This is a genomic window from Xanthomonas hortorum (genome assembly GCF_011305375.1).
GTDB classification, from domain to species: domain Bacteria; phylum Pseudomonadota; class Gammaproteobacteria; order Xanthomonadales; family Xanthomonadaceae; genus Xanthomonas; species Xanthomonas hortorum_E.
The window spans coordinates 199852-223992 of the sequence record NZ_VCME01000018.1; the positions used below are offsets into that span (position 1 = coordinate 199852).

A 24141-nucleotide genomic window follows, 5' to 3' on the forward strand; every position below is an offset into this window, starting at 1 on the left:
GAAGGCCTGCTGTTCAGGACAGCAGGCGATACAACAGGTAGAACGTCGCGGCCTTGGCAAAGACCACGCACACGCCAATGATCAGTGACTCACGCCGCGTCACGCACGGCACCCGAGAGTCTGTCCAGCGTGTCCTGCATCAGACCGGCGTCGTCGGCTTCCACCGTCACGCGCACCACCGGCTCGGTGCCGGAAGGACGCAGAAACGCGCGGCCACGCCCCTGCACGGCGGCTTGCGCCTGCTGCAACGCCTGCTGCACGCCAGCGGCTTCCACAATCGCCTTGGCAGCGCCGCCATCCAGACGCACGTTGATTGTTTTCTGCGGCACCTTGCTCAGGCTGCTCAAGGCCTGGCGCAGGCTCTGTCCATCGCGCCCCAGGGCCTCGAGGACCTGCAGCGCGCTGACGATGCCATCGCCGGTGGTGGCGCGATCCAGGCACAGCAGATGGCCGGAGGTTTCGCCACCCAGCGTGCCGCTGCCTTCCACCAACGCCTGGTGCACGTAACGGTCGCCGACCTTGGCGCGCTGGAACGGGATGCTCAATCCAGCCAGCGCCTGTTCCAGGCCGTAGTTGGTCATCAGCGTGCCAACCACGGTGCCGGTGAGCCGGCCGCTGGCCTGCCAGGAGCGCGCCAGGATGTAGAGCAGATCGTCGCCATCGACCGGGTTGCCCTGGTCGTCGGCCATCAGCACGCGGTCGCCATCGCCGTCGAAGGCGATGCCGAGTTGCGCGCCACTCTCACGCACCTTGGCGGCGAGGTTGTCGATGTGCGTAGAGCCGACACCGGCGTTGATATTGAGACCATCGGGCGCAGCGCCGATGACCACCACATCCGCACCGAGTTCGCGAAACAGCATCGGGGCGATGTGATACGTCGCCCCGTGTGCGCAATCCAGCACCATCCGCAAGCCATGCAGGGTGAAGCCGCGCGCCACGCTGGCCTTGCAGAACTCGATGTAACGGCCGATCGCATCGCGCGTGCGGATCGCCTTGCCCAGACGCTCCGATTCCACGGTGTGGAACGGCTCGTCGAGCGCGGCTTCGATCGCCGCTTCGGTGGCGTCGTCGAGCTTTTCGCCTTCGGCGGAAAAGAACTTGATGCCGTTGTCGTAATGCGGATTGTGCGAGGCACTGATCACCACGCCGGCATCGGCGCGCAGCGTGTTGGTCAGGAACGCGATGGCCGGGGTCGGCATCGGGCCGATCAACTGCACGTCGGCACCTGCAGCGACCAGGCCGGCTTCCAAGGCGGCTTCGAACATATAGCCGGAAATGCGGGTGTCCTTGCCGATCAGCACCAGCGGGCGCTTACTGCGCCCGGCGGTGAGCACGCGGCCGAGCGCATTGCCCAGGCGCAGCACGAAATCGGCAGAGATCACGCCCTGCCCGACCCGACCGCGGATGCCGTCGGTGCCGAAATACTTGCGGGCGCTCATGGAGCCGTGACCGGAAGCGTCGGGACCTGCGGCCAGGGAGCAGGGGCCTGGAAGGAGCAGCCATCGACGGAAGTCCACAGGTCGCAGACCACGTTTTTCCCGGGGACCGCCAGCACGAACACCAACCTCACGCCACCGCCTCTTGCGGATGCGGCTGACGCATCATCATCGCGGTCAGATCGGCGAGGCGGTCGCGCATGTCGCGGCGGTCGCAGATCTGATCGATGGCGCCATGGTCGAGCAGGAACTCCGAGCGCTGGAAGCCCTCCGGCAAGGTCTCGCGCACGGTCTGTTCGATCACGCGCGGGCCGGCAAAGCCGATCAAGGCATGCGGCTCGGCGATGTTGATGTCGCCCAGCATCGCGAACGAGGCCGACACGCCACCGGTGGTGGGATGGGTCAGCACCGAGATGTACGGCAGGCCGGCTTCGCGCAGGCGGCCGAGCGCGGCGGAGGTCTTGGCCATCTGCATCAGCGAGAACAGGCCTTCCTGCATGCGTGCGCCGCCGCTGGCGGAGAAGCACACGAACGGGCAGCCGACTTCCAGCGCCACTTCGGCGGCACGCGCGAAGCGCTCGCCGACCACCGAGCCCATCGAGCCACCCATGAAGGCGAAATCGAATGCGGCGGCGACCAACGGGTTGCCCTTGAGCGTGCCGCGCATGGCGATCAATGCGTCGTACTCGCCGCTGGCCTTCTGGCTGGCCTTGATGCGCTCGCCGTAGCGCTTCTGGTCCTTGAACTTGAGCACGTCGACCGGGCCCAGCTGGGCGGCGATTTCGGTGGTCGGGGCATCCACATCGAACAACGCGGCCAGGCGCGCGCGGGCGCGGATCGCCATGTGGTGGTCGCATTTCGGACACACCTCCAGGTTCTCCTCGAGCTCGGGGCCGTACAGCGCGCTGCCGCAATTGCTGCACTTTTCCCACAGGCCCTCGGGGACGCTGCGCTTCTTGGCCGGGGTGTTCTCGGTGCGGATGCCGGAGGGCATCAATTTGCTGAGCCAGCTCATGCGTGTATGACAATCCATGCAGGGCGGCCTTACGGGCCGCAGAGGGGCGTAAGTCTAACGCGCTGCGGGAAAAGCGAGGTAGCGCGGGGGATGAATGTGGGACTTGGTGGCAGTTCGGAGGACTGGCTGCGAGCTTGGTTCTAGGTGGTTGCGCGGGTGTTTGGAGTGAAGGTCGGTTTGTTGTGCTGCGCCTCACTCTGGTTGGCGTGCACCTGTGGTTGGGATGCACGTGGCTTCGCCCGTACCCTCATCCGCCCCTGCGGGGCACCTTCTCCCGACGGGAGAAGGATCAAAGCCCCTCTCCTGCGGGGCGAGAAGGCACGGCTTGCGCGCCACTGGCGCGCGTGCCTTGGAGCGCCCGCGCCGCAAGCGCGGGCCGGGGCGCGGAGCGGGGGTTGGGGTGAGGGTGAGGGCGAAGCCACGTGCACGAACGCGAGAGGGGCTTTGGCCTGGTTTCAGGGGTGATCCAGCGCCTGGCGGAGCGGGGTCAGGAACGCTTCGGCGTATTCGCGGGCGGTGCGGACGTCCGGGGCTTCGGCCAGGGCGGCGACCAGGGCGCTGCCGACCACCACGCCGTCGGCATCCACGGCCATTGCGGCGGCGCTGGCCGCGTCCTTGATGCCAAAACCGGCCACCACCGGAGCGCCGGCACGCAGGCGCAGCTGGCGCAGGCGATCGCCCGCCGCGGTGGTGTCGAGCAGATTCGAAGCGCCAGTGACGCCGGCGAAGCTGACGTAATACAGATACCCCTGGGCGCTGCTGCACAGCATGTCCAGACGCTGCTCGCTGGTGGTCGGCGAGGCCAGCGCGATCAGGGCCAGGCCCACCTCGGTGAAGATGGCGCGGGTCTCGGCGGCCTCTTCGGGTGGCAGATCCACCAAGAGCAAGCCATCCACGCCGGCGGCGACGGCGGCTTCGGCAAAGCGCCGGGTGCCGTGGATCTCGATCGGGTTGAGGTAGCCCATCAGCACCACCGGGGTGGTGGGGTCTTCGCGGCGGAATTCGTGCACCGCTTCCAGTACATAGGCTAGGCCGGCGCCACGACCAAGCGCGCGTTCTGAGCTGCGTTGGATGGTGGGGCCGTCGGCCATCGGGTCAGAAAACGGCACGCCGAGCTCGATGACATCGGCACCGGCACGCACCAGCGCGTGCATCACCGGCACGGTGGCTTCCAGCGAGGGATCGCCGGCGGTGATGAAGGGGATGAGCGCCTTGCGGCCATCGGCACGCAAACGTTGGAAGGTTTCGTCGATACGACGCATTGAAAGACCTTGAAGAAGTTAGCTGCGGTACGACCGCATCAATGGATGTCCTGGTACATGGCTGCGGGCAGTTCGGTCAACGCTTGCGCGTCCACCTCGACGTCGAAACTGTCCAGACAACAGCCGCAGCCGGTATTTTCCGAACACGTGCGGATCTGCGGCGCCCAGCGGTCGAGCCAGGCGAACAGCAGGTCCTGTTCGCCTGGCTGGTCGGCTAGCGCGGTCACCGTGACGCGCCGCAGCGGCATCAGACTTGCACGCCTTCGCGCGCGGCGATGGTGTGCACGTCCTTGTCGCCACGGCCGGACAGGTTGCACAGGATCAATGCGTCCTTGGGCATCTCGCGGGCGAGCTTGATCGACTGCGCCACCGCATGGCTGGACTCGAGCGCGGCCAGAATGCCCTCGGTGTGCGCCAGCAGATGGAACGCGGCCATCGCCTCGTCGTCGGTGATGCCCTGGTAGACCGCGCGACCGCTGTCGGACAGGAACGAATGCTCCGGACCGACGCCCGGGTAATCCAGGCCGGCGGAGATCGAATGGGTCTCGGTGATCTGGCCGTCGTCGTCGCAGATCACATAGGTGCGGTTGCCATGCAGCACACCGGGGCGACCGGCTGCGATCGAGGCGGCATGGCGACCGGTGGCGATACCGTCACCGGCCGCTTCGGCGCCATAGATCTTGACGCCCGGGTCGTTGAGGAAGGCATGGAACAAGCCGATCGCATTGCTGCCGCCGCCGACGCAGGCACTGAGCGCATCCGGCAGACGGCCGTAGTCTTCCAGCATCTGCGCGCGCGCTTCGCGGCCGACAATCGCGTTGAAGTCGCGCACCATGCGCGGATACGGATCCGGGCCGGCGACGGTGCCGATGATGTAAAAGGTGTCCTGCACATTGGTGACCCAGTCGCGCATCGCTTCGTTGAGCGCGTCCTTGAGCGTGGCCGAGCCGGAGGTCACCGGGATCACCGTGGCGCCGAGCAGCTTCATGCGGTAGACGTTGATCTTCTGCCGTTCGATATCGGTGGCGCCCATGTAGACCACGCACTCCAGGCCCAGCCGCGCAGCAACCGTGGCGCTGGCCACGCCATGCTGGCCGGCGCCGGTCTCGGCGATGATGCGGGTCTTGCCCATGCGGCTGGCCAGCAGCGCCTGGCCGATGGTGTTGTTGATCTTGTGCGCGCCGGTGTGGTTGAGGTCTTCGCGCTTGAGCAGGATCTGCGCCCCGCCCACTTCGCGGCTCAGGCGCTCGGCGTGATAGATCGGGCTGGGCCGGCCGACGTAATGCTTGAGATCCTTGTCGTACTCGGCGATGAAGGCCGGGTCCTGGCGCGCCTGGTCGTAGGCTGCGGACAGTTCCTGCAAGGGGCCGATCAAGGTCTCGGCGACGAACCGGCCGCCGAATTTGCCAAAGTGGCCGGCAGCGTCCGGATAGGCGTAAAAGTCACTGATGGGCTGGGCCGACATGGGAATCCTCTGCAGCAATGCGGTCATACGAGAAGCACGCACTTTAGCGCAGCCAGCCGGTGCGATAAATCGATAAGATTGCCGCAACCTGTGATCTGGACTCACACAATGAGTTACCCGCTTCCGCCGCTGGCAGCCTTGCGCGCCTTCGAATCTGCCGCGCGCCTGCAGAGCGTCAGCCGGGCTGCGCAGGAACTACACGTCACCCATGGCGCCATCAGCCGGCATGTGCGCACCCTGGAGCAGTCACTTGGAACTGCCCTGTTCACCCGCCAGGGCCGCGGCCTGGTATTGACGGCAGCGGGCACGCGTTTGCGCGATGCGACCGGTGAAGGCTTCGCCTTGATCGGCGAGACCTGGGCTGGGCTGTTAAGGCGCCCTGGCAGCGAGACGCCGCTGGTGCTGGGCTGTTCGGGCAGTCTGCTGGCGCGCTGGGTCATTCCGCACCTGGGCCGGCTGCAGCAGGACCTACCCGATGTGCGCCTGCATCTGTCGGCCAACGAACAAGCGCCAGGCCCGGACCTGGATGGCCTGGATGCGGCACTGCTGCTGGACACACCGCCCTGGCCCGGCGAGTGGCAGGTGCACGAGCTGGGCGTGGAATGGATCGGCCCGGTGCTGAGCCCGCAGCTTGCATCCACGACGCAGCTCGACGGAAACGACCCTGCCGCCCTGCTCGATCACGCCTTGCTGCACACCCGCTCGCGCCCGCAGGCGTGGCCGGAGTGGGCGCAAACACATGGTGTGGCGCCCGAGGCGCTGCACTTCGGGACCGAGTTCGAACACCTGGTCTATTTACTGGAAGCCGCTGCCGCCGGCCTGGGGATTGCGATCGCACCGCAACCGTTGGTTGCAGCGGATCTGGCCGCCGGCCGCCTGCTGGCACCCTGGGGATTCACGCCGACGCGCGGGCGCTGGGTGCTGTGCGCTGCAAAGCGCAATCCGGATCCGCGGATCGAGCGGCTTGCTGGTTGGCTACGCAGTGCACTGACTGAAGATCAGGTGCAGACACCTGCAATAGATATCGCGCACGGCTAAGTGCAGCCATCAAGCAACCGCGTCGTTCAAGAAGCAAGCGGCTGAGCGATGGTTAGCCGGAAAGGCGAGCGACCAAGAGCAATGTGTAGCGGCGACGAGCGCTCCAAAACAGCGGCACAAGCCCGTAGCTCTGCTTGCCTAATCCCTAGTCCCGAATTCCCAATCCCGAAACTCACGACATCTCGTGGCAATCGGCCCGGCGCACTTCTTCGACGAACTTGCGCATCATGTGCCCGTCCTTGATGCCGGGCGCCAGCTCCACGCCGCTGGACACGTCCACGCCCCAAGGCAGCGTCGCCACGATGGCGTCGAACACGTTATCGGCATTGATACCGCCGGCCAGCAGGAACGGGCGATGCAGGCCGGTCGGCAACCGCGACCAGTCGAAGGTCTTGCCGGTGCCGCCGCCTGCGCCGGGCGCATGGCTGTCGAACAGGAAGCCGGCTGTATTGGGATAGGCCAGCTGCAAGGTGCGCGCGTTGGCGTCTTCACCATTGACGCCGGTGCTGCCCATCGGCACGGCCTTGAGATAGGGAAGATTGAAACTACGGCAGAACGCGTCGTCTTCTTCGCCATGGAACTGCAGCAAGGTCGGGCGTACGGTGCGCACCACCTCGCGCACTTCTTCCTTGGAATTGTTGCGGAACAGTGCCACCACATCGACCATCGGCGCGGTGGCCTGACGCATCGCGCGCGCCTCGGCCGGTGCCACGCGGCGCGGGCTGCCGTGCGCAAAGATGAAACCTACCGCGTCCACACCCAGCTCGCCTGCCAGTCGAATATCACCGGCGCGGGTCATGCCACAGAACTTGATACGGGTGCGGTACAGCGATCGATTCATTGGGTGACCTCAGCAGGCAGATGCCACTCTGCGGGATACAACGGCCCGACAAACACCAGGCCTTGTGGCGGCGCCGTCGGCCCGGCCACAGAGCGGTCGCGTCCGGCCAGCAACGTCGCGATCCAGTCGACCGGTTGTTCTCCGGTTCCGACCAGGATCAGCGAGCCAACAATATTCCGCACCATGTGATGAAGGAATGCATTGGCCTGGACCTGCATCTCCACCACTTCGCCAATCCGCTGCACGCTGATGGCCTGCAGGTTGCGGCGTGCATGCGGCGCCTGGCATTGCACGCTGCGAAATGCGTTGAAGTCGTTCTCGCCCAACAAGGCCTGCGCCGCTGTGTGCATGGCATCTGCATCCAGCGGGCGCCGCTCCCAGCTCAAGGTCTGCCGATACAGCGCGGGGCGTATCTGACGATTGAGCAGGCGATAACGATAACGACGGGCACGTGCGGAAAACCGCGCATGGAAGTCGGCCGCCGCCGGCACGCACCAGCGCACCGCGATCGAGGGCGGCAGCCGCGCGGTGGTACCCAACGTCCAGCTGCGCGGGTCGCGGCGTGCGTCACTGTCGAAATGGACTACTTGGCATTCGCCGTGGACGCCGGCATCGGTGCGGCCTGCGCAGATCACCTGTACCGGAGCATCGGCGACCGACGACAAGGCCGCCTGCAACCTGGCCTGCACCGTCGGCCCGCCGTGTTCGCCCAATTGCTGCCAGCCTTGAAACTCGCTGCCGTCGTACTCCACGCCCAGCGCGTAACGCATCGGAACCTGCCTGTTGTTGAATCGATTGAGTGTGCGGCCGGCAAAGCGTCGCGAGCGATCGTCAGTGAGAGCACCGACCGCGCGCAAGCACCTCAGTGTGCCGAGTGGCGATGCCGCACCGAGCACCGACCGCGCGCACCTGACGCTGAGCGCAGTGGTTTGTCAGTCGCCCTGCGCGGCGGCGCGCTCGGACCACACCGCCAGCGTCGTGCCACCGGGCTCGCGGAAATGAAATCGGCTCCCACCCGGGAAGCCGAACACCGGCTTGACGATCTCGCCACCGGCAGCACGGACACGTTCAAGCACTGGTGCCAGGTCGTCGGCATACAGCACCACCAGCGGACCCGCTTCGGCCGCTGCCGGCGTAGTGGAACGGTAGAAACCACCGTCCAGGCGCCCGTCGTTGAAGGCCAGGTAATCCGGGCCATAGGCCTGAAATTGCCAGCCGAAGACCTGTTCGAAAAACGCGCGGCTGGCGTCCGGATCGATCGAGGCGAACTCCACGTAATCGATGCGACGTTCGCGTGCGCCACGCTTGTCTGCGGCAAGGCTGTCCATGGCCGGGCTCATGTCAGCTGCTCCAGCAATTCGGCCGCTTCGGCACGGGTGGCCTCATCGCCGGTGGCGGCGACTTCCAGCAACAGGCCGCGTGCGGTGTCCTTGTCGCCCAGATCCATATAGGCCACTGCCAGCTCCAGCCGATCGCGGCCTGCGGACGTGAATTCCCTGTACGTCTCTACGCCAGGCGCGGCGACGGGAGCGATGGGAGCCACCGGAGATTGCGCGAAATCCAGGCTGTCCTGGGTGGCAACCGCTGCAGACGGCGCGACTGGCGGAAGATCGCTGATTGCGTGCTCCGGCTCCGGCTCCAGTTCCGGCGCAGGCGCAGGCGCAGGCTCGACGTACTCCGGCACAGCCACCGGGGCCGGAGCCGGCGGCGTTGCACGCAACGACCGCCAATCCTCGCTGGTGACCACGACCGGCGCAGGCGCTGGCTCAGACAGCAGCGGCTCGCGGCGCAACACCTCCGATAGCGGCTGCTGCGCATCGTAAGCGCGCTCGTCTTCGCGCAGATTGGCCTGCTCGAATTCGGTCTCATGCACCACGTCGTATTCGCTGGGCTGCGTGGTGAGCTCGGCATCCTGCGACTCGTCCGTCTCGGCTGCAGCACCCACAGGCACGAAGTCGAACTGACGACGCGGCAACGGCGGCAGCGGCGAGGGCTTGCGGCGACGCGCAGCCAGCCATGCGACCACGGCCGCAACGATCAACACCAGCCCGCCGATCAACCACAGCGGGAAACCGCCACCCTGCTCCGCTGCAGCCGGCGTCTCCGATAGGCGCTTCTGCGCGGCTGCCAGATCGGTGTTCTTCATGGCGATCAAGGCTTGCTGTTGCTGCTTGAGTTTTTCCAGATCGGCCACGCGCGTGCGTAGATCCTGCAATTCCGCATCGCGGGTGGCGATGTCTTCCTTGGCCTGTTGCAACTGTTGGTTGGCCGCCATCTCGCCCTCGCCTTCGGCACTGGTGCCGGACGTGGCGCCGGCGGTGTTGGTCTGAATCGCCACTGCCGGGGCGATCTCGAGCCGCGCGCCGGCCCCCGCAGTGGTGGGCGCAGCAGGTGCTGCGGATGTAGGCGGTGTCGCGGCAGTCGCGCCGGCTTCGGCCGGCTGCGGAATCGCCGAACGCGCCTGCCGCCACTGCGCAGCCTGCTCGCGCACCATCACCGCCGCTTCGGCCGCACCGACCTGTGCCAGCGCCTCTTCCTGCGGCGTACGCAACACTGCGCCCTGCTTCAGGCGATTGATGTTGCCGCCGATGAAGGCGTCGGGGTTGGTCCGCAACAACGCCAGCATGGTCTGATCCAGCGAATGCCCGCTGGAGCGCGCCACGGCGGCGGCGATTTCCGACAAGGTCTGGCCGGAGCGCACCGCCGGCAACGCATCGCCGGCCTGCGCGGCAGCGGCAGCGCTTGCACTGCGGCGTGCAGTTGGTGCGGTAGCGGCAGTGTTTTGATCGGCGCCTGCGGCAGCCGGCGTCGACACCGGGGACTGGCGGGGGATCGTATTGTTGGCACCGGCGCGCGGCGCCTCGATGGCCGGCCCGGCGATCGCAGCCGCGGTGTTGGGCGCATCGACCAGCGCAGAATACTCGCGCACCAGCCGACCCTGGCCCCACTCCACTTCGATCAGGAAGTTGATCGCCGGCTGGTCGACGACCTGGCTGCTGGTTACGCGGATCACCGCACGCCCGCGCGCGTCCTGGGCGAACTGGAACTGCAGGCTGCTGACCAATCCCTGCGGGCGCTCCAGGCCAACCCGCGCAAAGGTGGTCGCCGATGCCAGCGCCACACGGGCGTTGTCGAGTTCGCCCGGTTCGTTGGAGATGACCGGAATCTCGGCCACCAGCGGTTGCCCAGGCTTGGACAGCACCCGGATATCGCCCAACCCCAACGCCATGGCGGTGCCACTGCAGACCATCAGCAGCAACGCACCTATCGCTTGTATCGGACGCATCGCGCCCCCGCCCCTATGTTTCATGGGCATCAATATAGCCGCTGAATGAGCGAAAAAGTCGGCCAGCTCGCGCGGAGTGCACAGGCCGTCGCGATGCGGCATTCCTGCAACAGGCCATCGGCAGCGCATGGGTAGGAGCGCACTGGTGCGCGATGAGGCTTCACTGGGAAAGCTTCATCGCGCGCCAGCGCGCTCCTACCGAACGACCGTGCTTTAGCCTTCCTGTGCGACCAGCTCGGCCAGCTGCACGGCGTTGAGCGCGGCGCCCTTGCGGATGTTGTCCGAGACGATCCACAGATTCAGACCGCGCGGATGCGACAGGTCCTCACGGATACGTCCGACGAATACCGCGTCCTTGCCGGAGGCGTGCGTGACCGGGGTCGGGTAGCCACCGGGCTTGTGCTCGTCTACGACTTCCACGCCCGGCGAAGCCTCCAGCAACGCGCGCGCCTCCACAGCAGTGATCTTGTCGCGGGTTTCGATCGCCACCGCTTCGGAGTGACCGTAGAACACCGGGACACGCACTGCGGTGGGATTCACCATGATCGTCTCGTCGCCCAGGATCTTGCGGGTCTCCCAGACCAGCTTCATCTCTTCCTTGGTGTAGCCGTTGTCCTGAAAGTCGTCGATGTGCGGGATCAGATTGAAGGCGATCTGCACCGGGAAACGCTGCGGTTCGATCTGCTGGAAGCCCAGCAGTTCGCTGGTCTGCTTGCCCAGCTCTTCCATCGCCGAACGCCCGCCGCCGGAGACCGACTGGTAGGTCGCCACATTGATGCGCTCGATGCCGTACTTGCGGTGGATCGGGCCGAGCGCGACCAGCATCTGCATGGTCGAGCAATTGGGGTTGGCGATGATGCCGCGCGGGCGCTGCTTGAGCGCTTCCGGATTCACTTCCGACACCACCAGCGGCACATCGTCGTCGTAACGGAACGCGGAGGAATTATCGATCACCACCGCGCCGGCAGCGGCGAACTTGGGGCCGTATTCCTTGGACACGCTGCCGCCCGCGGAGAACAGCGCGATGTCCACGCCGGTGGGATCGAAGTCGGCCAGATCCAGCACGTCGACCTTGCCGCCGTTGAACTCCACCTGCCCGCCGGCCGAACGCGACGACGCCAGCGCATACAGGGTGGCGACCGGGAAGTTGCGCTCGGCCAGGATGCTCAGCATGGTCTCGCCGACAGCGCCGGTGGCGCCCACGACCGCGACGTTGAAACGACGGTTTTCGTTGCTCATGAGATTGTCTTTATCGAAAGAGGAAAGTGGGGAACGCGCTTGCGCAGTGGGTTCGGGGAACCTCCAAAGCTGGCCGCGGAGGTTCCCTATCGTTTGGTCGTGGTGGTTTTGGTGGCGCCGGTTTTGATCGCTTCGCCATCGCTGGCGCCCACGCGCGCACCGCCCTGTTTGGCAGCGGCCACCGCATCGGCATTGAGTGCGCTGGGGGGATGCCCGGCGTTGGGGCCGTGGCCCAGCGCGGCGATCAGGTTGTCTACTGCCAGCTGCACCATGGCGCGGCGCGTGGCCAGGCTGGCACTGCCGATATGCGGGGTGAGCACCACGTTGCGCAAGGCCAGCAACTCGGGACGTACTGCAGGTTCGCCTTCGTAGACATCCAGGCCGGCACCGGCCAGGCGCCCATTGGCGAGCGCATCGGCCAACGCAATTTCATCGACCAGGCCGCCGCGCGCGATGTTCACCAGCGTGGCGGTGGTGCGCATCTTGCCCAGCGCTTCAGCATCGATGATGTGGTGCGAGGCCTTGGTGTACGGCAGCACCAGGACCAGGTGATCGGACTGCGCCAGCAAGGTGTCGAAATCCACGTACTGCGCGCCGAGCGTTTGTTCGGTCTCGGCCGGCAACTGGCTGCGGTTGTGATACAGCACGCGCATGCCGAAACCGTGCGCACCGCGGCGGGCGATGCCCTGCCCGATCCGGCCCATGCCCAGGATGCCGAGCGTGCTGCCGTGGATATCGGCGCCGAGCATGGTCTTGAACGACCATTGCCCCCACTGCCCGTCGCGCAACCAGCGCTCGGATTCGGTGATGCGACGCGCGGTGGCCATCAGCAATGCGAAGCCGAGATCGGCAGTGGTTTCGGTCAGCACGTCCGGCGTATTGCTGGCCAGAATGCCGGCCGCACTCAACGCATCGAGATCCAGATTGTTGTAGCCCACACCGACGTTGGCGATGGCGCGCAGCTGCGGTGCGGACGCGATTTCTGCCGCACCGATACGCTCGTTGAGGGTAATCAACGCACCATCCAGCGATGCCAGCTGCGCAGCCAGATCGGCCGGCGAATAGGCAGTGACGCGCTCGGTGGTGGTCAGCTCGAAATGCTCGCCCAACTGCGCGACGACGTCGTCGAACAGGGGCTGGCTGACCCACACCTTGGCGCGCCGCGACTCAGACATCGAGTTGACCGGGAATACGTGGCGACACCTCACCCACATCGCCGCATTGGGCGCGATGACGCAAGGCCTGATCCATCAACACCAACGCCATCATCGCCTCGGCGATCGGGGTGGCGCGAATGCCCACACAGGGGTCATGGCGACCGGTGGTGATCACATCCACCACGGCGCCCTCGGCATCCACCGTCGCGCCGGGCAGGCGCAGACTCGAGGTCGGCTTGAGCACCATCGAAGCGGTGATCGCCTGGCCGGTGGAAATGCCTCCCAGGATGCCGCCGGCATGGTTGCTGAGAAAGCCTTCCGGGGTGATCAGATCACGATGTTCGGTGCCCTTCTGCGCAGCGCTGGCAAAGCCATCGCCGATCTCCACGCCCTTGACTGCATTGATGCTCATCAGCGCGGCAGCCAGTTCGGCATCGAGCTTGCCGTAGATCGGCTCGCCCCAGCCCGGCGGCACGCCGCCGGCCACCACGTCCACGCGCGCGCCGACCGAATCGCCGGATTTGCGCAGCGCATCCATGTAGGTTTCCAGCTCCGGCACCTGCTCGGCATGCGGCCAGAAGAACGGATTGTCTTCGACCGCATTCCAGTCGAAACCGGTCGGACGGATCTCGCCCAACTGCGATAAAAAGCCGCGCACCAGCACGCCGTAACGCTGCTTGAGCCACTTCTTGGCAATGACGCCAGCAGCCACGCGCATGGTGGTCTCGCGCGCGGACGAACGCCCGCCGCCACGCGGATCACGGATGCCGTACTTCTGCCAATAGGTGTAGTCCGCATGCCCGGGGCGGAACTGCTGGGCGATGTTGCTGTAGTCCTTGCTGCGCTGATCGGTGTTGCGGATCAGCAGCCCGATCGGCGTGCCGGTGGTGCGGCCTTCATAGACGCCGGACAGGATCTCGATCTCGTCGGCCTCGCGGCGGGCCGAGGTGTGCCGGCTCTTGCCGCTGGCACGCCGCTGCAGATCGTGGGTGAATTCTTCCGGCGCGATCTCCAGGCCCGGAGGGCAGCCGTCGATGACGCAGCCGATCGCCGGCCCATGCGATTCGCCGAAGGTACTGACCGTCAACAAGCGACCAAAACTGTTACTGCCCATGACGGCATCCTCTCAACAATGCAGCAGGTGGCATGGCGCGCAAGATGCGCGGCAGATGACGTGCCGCCACCAGCATCGGCGCCACTGCCAACAAGCCGCTGAACACCAGCACAAACACATCCAGCTCGTCACGCCCGCTAAGCAGCCAATCTGCAAGCAGGTACAGCGCAACGCCGATTCCGACCAGCAGGCCGAGTGCCACGATCAGCGTGCGGCGCCGATGCGCGCGCAAGGCCGCATCCGAACTGACCACCACGATCCATGCCGACACCAGGCCGAAAAACGCCATCAGGCCAAAACCAATCTCCGCCGCCGCGCTCAACCAGCGCTGTGGCGAGGGGCCGCCGTACATCGGGTCGAACAAGCGATACACCACGTCGAGCAAGCCGAGCGGAATGCCCACACCGAAGATCGACACCGGCACCAGCAACAGGAGATCGCTCAGCTGCGGCCGCGGTGTGGACGACTCAGCGTGCACTGGCCAACTCGGTGATACGCGCAGCATGCGCGATCAATTCGCGGCATTCCACCGCAAAGATGCCCATTTGCCCGACCTTGAATTCGACCCAGGCAAAATCCACTTCCGGCAGCAGCTTGATCAGGTGCTGCTCTGATTCGCCCACTTCGCAGATCAGCAAACCGTCTTCGCTCAGGTGCTGCGGCGCATCGCGCAGGATCTTCAGCACCAGGTCCAGGCCATCGTCGCCCGCACGCAAGCCCAGCTCCGGCTCGTAGGAATACTCCTGCGGCAGTGCGTCGGTTTCGTCGTTGGTGACGTACGGCGGATTGGTGACGATCAGGTCGTACTGGCGACCGCCCAGCCCGGTAAACAGATCCGACTTGAGCAAAGTGACGTTGTCGGCGTGCAGGCGTGCCTTGTTTTCGGCCGCCAGTGCCAGCGCGTCGTCGCTGATGTCCACGCCGTCCACGTCCCACTGCGGGTTGTAGTGGCCCATGGCGATCGCGATACAGCCCGAGCCGGTGCACAGGTCCAGCGCACGGGTGACTTCGCGGCCGCCCAGCCAGGGCTCGAAGCCGGCTTCGATCAGCTCGGCGATCGGCGAGCGCGGCACCAATGCGCGCGCATCGCTCTTGAAACTCAGGCCGGCAAACCAGGCCTCGCCAGTCAGATACGCCGCCGGCACGCGCTCGCTGATGCGGCGCTCGAACAAGCCCAGTACCTGCTCTTTTTCCGAGCGCAGCAGACGCGCCTGGCCGTAGGCCGGGCCGAGATCGTGCGGCAGATGCAGGCTGTGCAGCACCAGCTGGGTGGCCTCGTCCAGCGCATTGTCGTAGCTGTGGCCGAAGGTCAGACCGGCTGCATTGAAACGGCTGGTGCCGTAGCGGATCAGGTCGATGATGGTGTGCAGTTCGTCGGCCGCGGCGGCAGTCATGGCAACAACTAAAGAGGAATCGGCCCACGATTATAGAGGTCGGATCGGTATCATGAGCGTCCGTTGCAGTGGAAACCGCCATGTTCAATCGCAATACCGGCATCGTGCTGCTGGTGGCGCTGGCCGCCGGCCTGGGGCTGTTGCTGGGCCAGAAGTTCCTCGGCGCCGCGCCCAGCTCGCCGTGGCCGCCCACCAAGACCATCACCTTCTATCCGCAGCCACGCACCCTGCCGCAGTTCAGCCTGCGCCAGTCCGATGGTACCCAGCTGGTGCCCGGTGAGCTGAAGGGGCATTGGACGCTGGTGTTTCTGGGCTTCACCTTTTGCCCGGACGTCTGCCCCACCACCTTGACCGATCTGGCGGTGGCACAGCAGCAGTGGGCAAGCATTCCGGATGGGCTGCGCCCGCGCGTGCTGTTCGTCTCGGTGGACCCGCATCGCGATCCGCCCGCCCGCCTGGGCGAATACGCGCATGCCTTCCACAAGGACACGTTGGCGGCCACCGCCGATGTGCCAGCGCTGGAGCGCTTCGCCACCGCGCTGGGCTTCGTGTTTCAGAAGGTGCCGGGCAAGGGCTTCGCGCAGAATCCCAACGACTACAGCATGGATCACTCGGCCGGCATCGCGGTGCTCGACCCACAAGGCCGCCTGGCCGGCTTGATCCGCCCCCCGCTCGACCCGAAGGCGATTGCCGCCGACCTCCAACAGCTGACCAAGGTAACCGCTCCGTGAGTCTCGTCACTTCCCTGACCTACGTGCTGCCGCATCGGCTGTTGTCCTCGATGGCGCGCGCGTTGGCCTATTCCGACACGCCGTCCACCAAGCAATGGTTGATCGACACGGTGACGCGCAAGTTCGGCGTGGACCTGAGCGAGGCATTGGAGCCGGATCCGCGCGCCTACCCCACCTTCAATGCGTTCTTCACCCGTGCCTTGAAGCCGGGCGCACGCGTGCCCGATGCCGACCCCGCAGCCGTGCTGATGCCGGCCGATGGCCGTATCAGCCAGCTTGGCCCGATCGAGAACGGCCGCATTTTCCAGGCCAAGGGGCAGTCGTTTACCGCTGCCGAACTGCTGGGCGATGCCGAAGCCGCGCTGCCGTTCAACGATGGGCTGTTTGCCACGGTGTATTTGTCGCCCAAGGACTACCACCGCGTGCACATGCCGTGGACTGGCACCTTGCGCGAAACCGTGCACGTGCCCGGCCGCTTGTTCAGCGTAGGCCCGGATGCGGTGCGCAATGTGCCGCGCCTGTTCGCGCGCAACGAGCGTCTGGTGTGCCACTTCGACACCGACTTCGGCCCGATGGCCTCGGTGATGGTGGGCGCGCTATTGGTGTCCGGCGTGGAGACGGTGTGGAGCGGCGTGGAGATTCCGCGCTATGGCGATCGCATCACGCGCAAGGATTATCGCGGCAAGGGCATCGTGCTGGAGCGGTTTGCGGAAATGGCGCGCTTCAATTACGGCTCGACCGTCATTGTCTTGCTCCCGCCAGGCGTTGCAAAACTCGATGGCGCACTTGCTGCAGAGACATCCGTGCGGCTAGGCCAGACACTCGCACGTCGCCAGGTGAGCTGATCACAGCGGCGCGCCGACGATCCCGGCTTCACACCCAACGCGGCGATCAGCAAATGCGGCTAGCGATGCCGTTGTAGGAGCGGGCTTGGCCGCGATGAGGCGTTCTCGATGGCGTTTCGTGCGCAGGCGCGTTTCGCGCTCCCAGCCTTCGATTTAGCGCGCTCTCGTCCGCCGCGGAGCTACCGGGACGGCTTCATCGCGGCCGGGGCCGCTCCTACAGGAGCCAGGCCAGCGCGCGACTCGCCGACGCGATACCGCCCGCACTCCAGATGCAGCGATCAGCAAATGCGGCTAGCGATGCCGTTGTAGGAGGGGGCCTGGCCGCGATGAGGCCTTCTCGATGACGTTTCGTGCGCAGGCGCGTTTCGTGCTCCCAGCCTCCGATTTAGCGCGCTCTCGCCCGCCGCGGAGCTACCGGGACGGCTTCATCGCGGCTGGGGCCGCTCCTACAGGAGCGAGGCCAGCGCGCGACTCGCCGACGCGATACCGCCCGCGCTGGTCAGCGATCGCAGCCGGCCAGCTTGATGCTCTGCCCCGGCTTGAGCGCGTACGACGGCGCCTTCAGCCCATTGGCCTTGGCAAGCGTCTTGATCTCGCACTGGTACTTATTCGCCACGCGGCCGAGCGTGTCGCCCTTGGCGACGGTGTAGCTGCGCGCCTGCTTGGCCTTGGGCTTGGCGACGACCGGCTGGCCGGTGGCCACGGTGGTCGGCACGCCCGCCATCGGGCTGACATCTCCCACTGCCACGCTGGGCACGTACTCGGGGGCGCTGCTGCTGCGCACGATCGCGCTGTTGAGGTCGGCAGTGATCAAGGTGCGCGCCAGGTCCGCACGCGGGCCGTTGACGCAGTAGCGCGTGTACAGGCTGGCGATGCGGTTGGTGGCATTGATGACGGTGCCGGCCGGAATCCAGCCATCGGATTCGTAGCGCGGATTGAGGTTGCGCAACGCGCGCATATAGCCGTCGCGCGTGCCCATGCTGCCCAGGCAGATGGTGAGCTCGTAGATGGTCGTCGACTTGGCGAGCTTGAGCGTGGCCGGCTGCGCATCGAGCTTGGCGAAGTCCACGCCGTACTGGCGCGGGTGCAGGAAGATCCAGGCCGCGGCGATCACCATCGGCACGTAGTCCTTGGTTTCGGCCGGGAACTGGTTGTACACGTCCTGTTCCCAGAACCCGCGCCCGCCGCTCTGCGAGAACACGCGCGCCGCGCGGCCTTCGCCACCGTTGTAGGCGGCCAACGCCAATTCGATGTTGCGGTTGAGCCCGGCCATACGCTCGTTGAGATACGCGGCACTGGCTTCGGCGGCGCTGCGTGCATCGAAGCGCGTATCGAACCCGGTGCCGTCCGGGCCCAGCCCGAAACGACGCCCGGTAGCAGGCATGAACTGCATCAAGCCGGCAGCGCCGGCACGCGAACTGGCGTGCACCTTGCCATTGGATTCCTTGGCCATGATGCCGAACAGCAGCGCCTCGGGCAGGCCGCGCTTCTGCCATTCCGGCCACATCACCCCGCGCAGGTTGCTGTAGTTCTCGTAGCTGGTCAGCAGCGCCGGGCGCATGTCGGTCAGCCAGCGGCGGATACCGGCCTGCACCGCCGGGTTGTACTGCACCATCTTGTCGAAATCGTGGCGCTGGTCGTTGAGCAGCGTGGCCGCACGTGCGGCTTCCGGCACGCCGTTGTTCGCCGGGCCGAGATGGTCCGGGTCGGCCTGCAGCAAGCTGTCGTCGTCCTCCGGGTCTTCGGCGGCCGGGGCCTCGGCGTCTGCGCGCGCCTTCAGCAGGCGCTTGTAGGTGGCCAGCTGATTGGCGACCAGGCAGCCGCGCTGCTTGATGCAGGCGTCGATGACGTCTTCCATGTCCTCCAGCGCGGCATCGCCTTCGGCAGTGCCCTTGGGGTCGGAGTTGTTCACCAGCACCAGCGCGTCGCGGTAGCGCTTTTCGGCGGCGGCCATGCGGGTATCGAGCACGGCGGCTTTCTCCGTGTCGCGTTTGGAGATGGCATGGGCAGCGGGGACGACAGACATCAGCGCCACCAGTGCCAGAACCGGCCATGGGCGCAAAGCAAAATGAGCGAGCGGCATCGTAGGCAGTACAGCGGAAAGGCAGGCAGGGTAGCCGCCGGGGCGACACCGGGGCAAGGCGGCACCGCCGGCAGGGTCAGTGGGCCGTTAGATTGTTCGATGGATTCGGGTGGTTGGAATGGCTGCTGGCTGGTGCCCGTGATGCGCGCCCGTTGCTTGTGCGAATTGCCCGGCGGCATGGCCGACTGACGTTTTCGCTCCGGCGTGCGGGCTCGAGATGCCACCACGATGACCCACCGGGATTGCCGGCGAGCATTGCCAGATAGAATCGCGTTTTCCCCACCGGATCTGCGCAATGGCCTCGTTCCTGCTCGGCAAAGGCGTCACCGACGACATCGCGGTGATGCTGGAAGGACGCTTCGGCAACCGCCATGGTTTGGTCGCCGGCGCCACCGGTACCGGCAAGACCGTGACCCTAATGACCCTGGCCGAAGGCTTCTCGCGGCTGGGCGTGCCGGTGTTTCTGGCCGACGTGAAAGGCGACGTGGCCGGCCTTGCAGTGGCCGGCGACGGCGCGGCCGGCGTGTTGCAGCGCGCCACGGAGGTGGGCATTGCCGATTACGCGCCGGCCGCCAGCCCGGTGGTGTTCTGGGATCTGTACGGCCAGCTCGGGCACCCGGTGCGCACCACCGTCAGCGAAATGGGCCCTACCCTGCTCGCGCGCATTCTGGAACTCAACGACACCCAGTCCGGGGTGCTGGATATCGTGTTCAAGCTGGCCGACGACCGTGGACTGCTGTTGCTGGATCTGGACGACCTACGCGCGCTGCTGGCGTTGGTGGTGGAAGAACGCAAGGAGCTGTCCACCAGTTACGGGATGGTCTCCAGCCAATCGGTGGCCGCGATCCAGCGTTCCTTGCTGCGTCTGGCGCAGGACGGCGGCGAGCAGTTCTTTGGCGAACCCGCACTTGAACTGGCCGAACTGATGCGCGTGGCGCCGGACGGCCGCGGCGTGATCGGCATCCTGGCGGCCAACCAGTTGGTGCTGAAGCCGAAACTGTATTCCACCTTTTTGCTGTGGCTGTTGTCGGAACTGTTCGAGCGATTGCCCGAGGTGGGCGATCTGGAACACCCCAAGCTGGTGTTCGTCTTCGACGAAGCGCATCTGCTGTTCGACGACGCGCCCGCCGCGCTGGTGCAGCGGATCGAACAGGTGGTGCGGCTGATCCGTTCCAAAGGTGTGGGCGTGTACTTCTGCTCGCAGTTTCCCGACGATATTCCGGACAACATCCTCGGCCAGCTCGGCAATCGCGTACAGCACGCGCTGCGCGCCTACACCCCGCGCGACCAGAAGGCGGTCAAGACCGCGGCGCAGACCTTTGTGACCAATCCCAAACTCAATGTCGCCACCGCGATCTCCAGCCTGGGCACCGGCGAGGCGCTGGTGTCGCCGCTGCAAGGCAAGGGCGTGCCCGCGCCGGTGCAGCAGACCCTGATCGCCCCACCACGCTGCCGCATGGGCGCCATCAGCGAGACCGAACGCGCGCAGGTGCGTGCCGCCAGCCCGGTCGGCACCCGCTACGACACCGCGATCAACCGCGAATCGGCCGCTGAACGACTGGCACGCCGCGTCGAACAGGTGGCCGAGCACAACGCCGCACCACCGGCGCGCACCCGCGAGGATGACGACGCGCAAGACAGCGGCTTCGGCAAGGCGGTCAAGGACGCGGTGTTCGGCACCAGCCGCCGCCAGGGCATGCTCGAAGCGATGGCCAAGCAGACCTCGCGCACGGTGGGCAACAAGATCGGCCAGCAGATCGTGCGCGGTATTTTCGGCAGTATTTTTGGTGGGAAGCGCTGAGTAAAACGAATAACCACAGGGACGAACGCTATGCGCAAGACATGGATACATCTTGGTGGGCTCGCACTGCTTGTTATGGCTGCAGCGTGCGGAGCACAGGAAAAAGCACGTAACTCCAACTATGACTACCACGATCCTGGCTATGGCCCGATCAAGTGGCCATTACGCAGCCAGCATCTTCTTGCAGGCCATTACTCAGGCCTCTTACAGATAGAGGTCGAACGCACCGAGTGCGCAAGTGCACGCGCTGAATTATGGCTGGAAGCCGCCGTCGGAGATCAGAAAAGTCATCGCTACACGTTGAAGTACACCTGTCTGTCGGGACAAGACCCGAACCATCACAGACGGACAGTGACATTGCGTAGTACGTGGTGGGTGGATGAGATCGCGGGCAGCTGCTTGATTTTAGAAGCAGAGCCCGACCCACGCTTTTCCTATCCCTCTCCACTCTACGGTTTCCGGATTGATGAAACCGATAACCCTAAGCTCGGTGTAGCTGGACTCTTGTCCCAGGATGGCGGCCACTGTCAGAGCGGCGGAGCATCCGAATACCAGAACAAAATCCTCAAACGCGTGCGTTGAGGTGCAACCGCCCTCGATCTGTGGCATACGATTCCGAGCCGCTCCGGCCAAATCGCACCGTGCTACCCCAATACGCCATGCAACTTGGCGTATTGCAGCAACATGATGGTCTTGGCATCGGCGATGTCGCCTGAGCCGATCATCGCCAGCGCTGTATCCAGCGAAAGTTCCAGCACCTCGATCTCTTCGCCGTCTTCTTCGAGTCCGCCGCCGTCACTGACCTTGTCGCCGTCGAAGTATTCGCCGACGAAAAAGTACAGGCGCTCAGTGACTGAGCCCGGGCTCATGAACGCCTCGAACACCTTGCGCACGTTGTCGATCCGGTAGCCGGTTTCTTCTTCGGTTTCCTTGCGGATGCAGGTCTGCGGATCATCCATATCCAGCAGGCCGGCGCAGGTTTCGATCAACATGCCGTCGGCGTTGCCGTTGAGCAGTGTGGGCAAGCGGAATTGGCGGGTCAGCATCACCGTCTGTTTGGCGCGGCTATACAGCAGGATGGTGGCGCCATTGCCGCGGTCGTAGGCTTCGCGCGACAAGGTCTGCCAGCGGCCGTCCTTGCGCTGAAAATCAAAGGTGACCTTGCGCAGCACATACCAGTTGTCCGACAGCACATCGATGCTGCGAATGCGAACCTGCGGGTTTCCGGTGGCGGATGGATTCAAGCGACACTCCTTGTGATGCGAGCGACGGTAGTACCACGAACGTAGCGCGTCTGGTCGCTCGGAAGATCCGCAATGACTGCGGCGGGTAGACAGTCTACCGATCAACAAGATTCTGAGCATTACTTCATCTACTGAAGCACTGCAGGTGTCGCATATCGATACGTAAAGGCTTGCATTGCGATCAATACGTATTACGCCAATGACTTCCACGCTGCTGGTTATTCAGATCGCGACGCCGCACGGTCGACTGAAGCACGGAGCGCGTACGTCATCAGGATGACGAACCGCACAACCGCGACGTCGGCAATGCTCGCGTGACCGGCAATTTGTCGCGACCACATATCCATACGCAACGCCGGCATCGCTTTGCAAAACCTCTAATTGCCATCACTTGCTCATCGAGCCAGACGCTTTCTTCGATAGCGCACGGCCCACTGACCCGTCGGTACCGACGCCCGACCTTGGGCAGTTCGTGCCGTTCCACATGCGGCTACGCGCCAAGCCACCACCCGCTGCCGTGCACCACCGGGCTCAACAGGCAGGCGCCGTTACATCCCAATTGCACGGCGACGCGCGCCACCGCACAATCCCTTCACATCACACGCTTGGGGAGCGTCATGGAAGACCGTTTTCGCGCACGCAAGGTTGCGGCGCAGGCCGCGCCGGCACCGTTCTGGACCCGCATTCCCGCCATCGCCACTTATCCGCTACGCGGCTCTGCGCTGTACGCGCTGATTGCGCTGACCCTGTGCAGCGCGCTGCTGGTGTTGCCAGGCATCCTGAAACTGCTGATCGCCGGCGTGCTGGGCATGGCGACCTACACCTATGCCTTCGACATCCTGCGCCACAGCGCAGATGGGCAAGCCGACGCACCGCGACTCGGCTACAACACGTTCGATAGCGCCGTACTCAGGCTGATTCTGCTGGCGCTTGCGCTGGGCATCGTCATTGCTGCGGCCGGCGTGCTGGCCGGCAAGCCCGGCCTGACCATTGCGTATCTGGTGGTGCAGCTGTTGCTGCCAGGCATGATGATTGCGCTGGCCATCGACGGCAGCCTGCGCCGCGCACTCAACCCGGCAGTGTCGATCGACATGGCGCTGCGCATCGGCTGGCCGTACCTGGCCGCCTACGGCCTGCTGTATGTGATCCAGGGCAGCGGCACGGCAGCGGTGTTCATTGCGGTGAAATATCTGCCACCGCTCGTGCGCGAAGCGACCGTTGTGATTGCCTCGATCTGGAGCCTGTTCGCCAGCTTCCATCTGATGGGCTATCTGGTGTACCAGTACCACGAAGAACTCGGCTATCTGCCCAGCAGTGGCGCGGCAGTCGAGCGCGAAGACCCGGATCAACGCCTGCTAGACGAAGCAGAGCAGTACCTGCGCGACGGACATGCCGACGAAGCCTTTCAAGCGTTGCGCGGCGCGGTGCGATCACGCGCAGTGAGCCTTGCCGTGCATGAGCTGTATCAGCGTCTGCTACGGCAACATCATCGCAACGACGAACTGCACGAACACACGCGCCACTACATCAATCGCTTGCTGCAGGAAAAACAGGAGCGCCGCGCGCTCGCCTTGCAACGCGAAGCATTGGACAGCAATCCCGCATTTACACCGCTGACGCCTGAGCAAGCCACGCTGCTGGCCGAGCGCGCCAAGATGGCCGGGCAATTCAAGCTGGCGACCGACGGCCTGCTAGCTGCCATCGGCGCATGGCCGCGCGATGCGATGCTACCGGTGTGGTCGCTCGACGCAGGGTTGCTACTGGCCGAACGTTTCGGCCGCGATGACCAGGCGCGTGCAGTGCTGCAAAACGCCCTTGATCAGGGCGAAAACGATGCACTACGCGCGAAGCTGCAAGCTGCGCTGAAAGCGGTGGCGATTCAACCGGCTTGAGTGGCTGGCAAATTTTTTGACGGAGCTAATCGGATCTTCCGTCATCGGACAGTCTCGCGGCGTGTACTGCTCGCGACCATGCGGGCAAGGCCCCTCCAGCAAACCCGCATCACCGAGGGCGCAGTGCCCTCACCGCTCGCGGGACACGCCGTGAATCCATCCCTGGAGGCTCGGTAGCGGCATCCATGCCGCCACACGGTCCCGCAATCGGCGAGGACACCGCACCAGAGAGTTGATCGGTTGCTTTGTTTAAAACCATGCACACCGACCATCTCGACGGGTCCTTGCCCGCCCACCG

General features: G+C 65.3%; 22 protein-coding genes. 6 read left to right on the plus strand and 16 right to left on the minus strand.

The features are described 5' to 3' along the window. Window positions 1-89: 89 nt before the first annotated feature. The 5 genes from glmM to trpB all read right to left on the minus strand — a co-directional run bounded on the left by glmM (window position 90) and on the right by trpB (window position 5178). Window positions 90-1439, minus strand: a complete 1350-nt coding sequence (gene glmM / locus FFY45_RS16540) for a phosphoglucosamine mutase (protein WP_176341244.1) — start codon at window positions 1437-1439, stop codon at window positions 90-92. Window positions 1440-1566: 127 nt separating this feature from the next. Then, the gene (gene accD / locus FFY45_RS16545; protein WP_006450578.1) at window positions 1567-2451 is read right to left on the minus strand and encodes an acetyl-CoA carboxylase, carboxyltransferase subunit beta; all 885 of its coding nucleotides are present in this window, start codon (window positions 2449-2451) and stop codon (window positions 1567-1569) included. Between the two features lie 455 nt (window positions 2452-2906). After that, on the minus strand, window positions 2907-3713 hold the full coding sequence (trpA, locus tag FFY45_RS16550; protein ID WP_046933005.1) for a tryptophan synthase subunit alpha: 807 nt from the start codon (window positions 3711-3713) through the stop codon (window positions 2907-2909). 38 nt (window positions 3714-3751) lie between these two features. Next, window positions 3752-3961: a hypothetical protein gene (locus tag FFY45_RS16555; RefSeq protein ID WP_023904473.1), complete on the minus strand. Its 210-nt coding sequence runs from the start codon at window positions 3959-3961 to the stop codon at window positions 3752-3754. Then, a complete protein-coding gene (gene trpB, locus FFY45_RS16560; protein WP_043889309.1) occupies window positions 3961-5178 on the minus strand; it encodes a tryptophan synthase subunit beta in 1218 nt (405 codons plus the stop codon). The genes FFY45_RS16555 and trpB overlap by 1 nt, the downstream gene beginning before the upstream one ends. 108 nt (window positions 5179-5286) lie before the next feature. Here trpB and FFY45_RS16565 point away from each other — a divergent pair, with 108 nt between their 5' ends. Then, window positions 5287-6216, plus strand: a complete 930-nt coding sequence (locus FFY45_RS16565; protein WP_176341245.1) for a LysR family transcriptional regulator — start codon at window positions 5287-5289, stop codon at window positions 6214-6216. Between the two features lie 172 nt (window positions 6217-6388). On the opposite strand, the gene FFY45_RS16570 is transcribed toward FFY45_RS16565, so the two are convergent. The 9 genes from FFY45_RS16570 to prmB all read right to left on the minus strand — a co-directional run bounded on the left by FFY45_RS16570 (window position 6389) and on the right by prmB (window position 15247). Further along, window positions 6389-7057, minus strand: a complete 669-nt coding sequence (locus tag FFY45_RS16570; protein ID WP_006449444.1) for a phosphoribosylanthranilate isomerase — start codon at window positions 7055-7057, stop codon at window positions 6389-6391. Continuing rightward, window positions 7054-7827, minus strand: a complete 774-nt coding sequence (gene truA / locus FFY45_RS16575; RefSeq protein ID WP_104551445.1) for a tRNA pseudouridine(38-40) synthase TruA — start codon at window positions 7825-7827, stop codon at window positions 7054-7056. The genes FFY45_RS16570 and truA overlap by 4 nt, the downstream gene beginning before the upstream one ends. 162 nt (window positions 7828-7989) lie before the next feature. Beyond that, the gene (locus tag FFY45_RS16580; RefSeq protein WP_176341246.1) at window positions 7990-8397 is read right to left on the minus strand and encodes a VOC family protein; all 408 of its coding nucleotides are present in this window, start codon (window positions 8395-8397) and stop codon (window positions 7990-7992) included. Further along, window positions 8394-10343: a motility hub landmark protein FimV gene (locus FFY45_RS16585; protein WP_255172006.1), complete on the minus strand. Its 1950-nt coding sequence runs from the start codon at window positions 10341-10343 to the stop codon at window positions 8394-8396. The genes FFY45_RS16580 and FFY45_RS16585 overlap by 4 nt, the downstream gene beginning before the upstream one ends. Window positions 10344-10556: 213 nt before the next feature. Beyond that, complete coding sequence (locus tag FFY45_RS16590; protein ID WP_104551449.1) at window positions 10557-11582, minus strand: aspartate-semialdehyde dehydrogenase; 1026 nt, start codon at window positions 11580-11582, stop codon at window positions 10557-10559. An 86-nt stretch (window positions 11583-11668) separates the two neighbouring features. After that, complete coding sequence (locus FFY45_RS16595; RefSeq protein ID WP_176341248.1) at window positions 11669-12757, minus strand: 2-hydroxyacid dehydrogenase; 1089 nt, start codon at window positions 12755-12757, stop codon at window positions 11669-11671. After that, window positions 12750-13853 carry a chorismate synthase gene (gene aroC, locus FFY45_RS16600; protein WP_074057116.1) on the minus strand — a complete coding sequence of 368 codons (1104 nt, stop codon included), beginning with the start codon at window positions 13851-13853 and terminating at the stop codon, window positions 12750-12752. The genes FFY45_RS16595 and aroC overlap by 8 nt, the downstream gene beginning before the upstream one ends. Beyond that, window positions 13843-14331, minus strand: coding sequence for a hypothetical protein (locus tag FFY45_RS16605; RefSeq protein ID WP_176341249.1), 489 nt, complete (start codon window positions 14329-14331; stop codon window positions 13843-13845). Before FFY45_RS16605 ends, aroC begins: the two co-directional genes overlap by 11 nt. Then, entirely contained in the window at window positions 14321-15247 is a 927-nt protein-coding gene (gene prmB, locus FFY45_RS16610; RefSeq protein ID WP_006450475.1) for a 50S ribosomal protein L3 N(5)-glutamine methyltransferase, read from the minus strand. Before prmB ends, FFY45_RS16605 begins: the two co-directional genes overlap by 11 nt. An 80-nt stretch (window positions 15248-15327) precedes the next feature. Here prmB and FFY45_RS16615 point away from each other — a divergent pair, with 80 nt between their 5' ends. Together FFY45_RS16615 and asd are read left to right on the plus strand one after the other, a co-directional pair. Beyond that, on the plus strand, window positions 15328-15978 hold the full coding sequence (locus tag FFY45_RS16615) for an SCO family protein (RefSeq protein ID WP_176341250.1): 651 nt from the start codon (window positions 15328-15330) through the stop codon (window positions 15976-15978). After that, on the plus strand, window positions 15975-16823 hold the full coding sequence (gene asd / locus FFY45_RS16620; RefSeq protein WP_176341251.1) for an archaetidylserine decarboxylase: 849 nt from the start codon (window positions 15975-15977) through the stop codon (window positions 16821-16823). The genes FFY45_RS16615 and asd overlap by 4 nt, the downstream gene beginning before the upstream one ends. Before the next feature lie 499 nt (window positions 16824-17322). Here asd and FFY45_RS16625 read toward each other — a convergent pair whose 3' ends face one another. Continuing rightward, a complete protein-coding gene (locus tag FFY45_RS16625; RefSeq protein ID WP_176341252.1) occupies window positions 17323-18906 on the minus strand; it encodes a transglycosylase SLT domain-containing protein in 1584 nt (527 codons plus the stop codon). A gap of 295 nt (window positions 18907-19201) precedes the next feature. Here FFY45_RS16625 and FFY45_RS16630 point away from each other — a divergent pair, with 295 nt between their 5' ends. Then, complete coding sequence (locus FFY45_RS16630) at window positions 19202-20707, plus strand: helicase HerA-like domain-containing protein (protein ID WP_176341253.1); 1506 nt, start codon at window positions 19202-19204, stop codon at window positions 20705-20707. Window positions 20708-20737: 30 nt separating this feature from the next. Beyond that, entirely contained in the window at window positions 20738-21289 is a 552-nt protein-coding gene (locus FFY45_RS16635; protein ID WP_176341254.1) for a hypothetical protein, read from the plus strand. 62 nt (window positions 21290-21351) lie between these two features. On the opposite strand, the gene nudK is transcribed toward FFY45_RS16635, so the two are convergent. Then, a complete protein-coding gene (nudK, locus tag FFY45_RS16640) occupies window positions 21352-21951 on the minus strand; it encodes a GDP-mannose pyrophosphatase NudK (RefSeq protein WP_176341255.1) in 600 nt (199 codons plus the stop codon). Window positions 21952-22568: 617 nt separating this feature from the next. Here nudK and FFY45_RS16645 point away from each other — a divergent pair. Next, window positions 22569-23843 carry a hypothetical protein gene (locus FFY45_RS16645; protein WP_176341256.1) on the plus strand — a complete coding sequence of 425 codons (1275 nt, stop codon included), beginning with the start codon at window positions 22569-22571 and terminating at the stop codon, window positions 23841-23843. The last annotated feature ends 298 nt before the right edge of the window (window positions 23844-24141 follow it).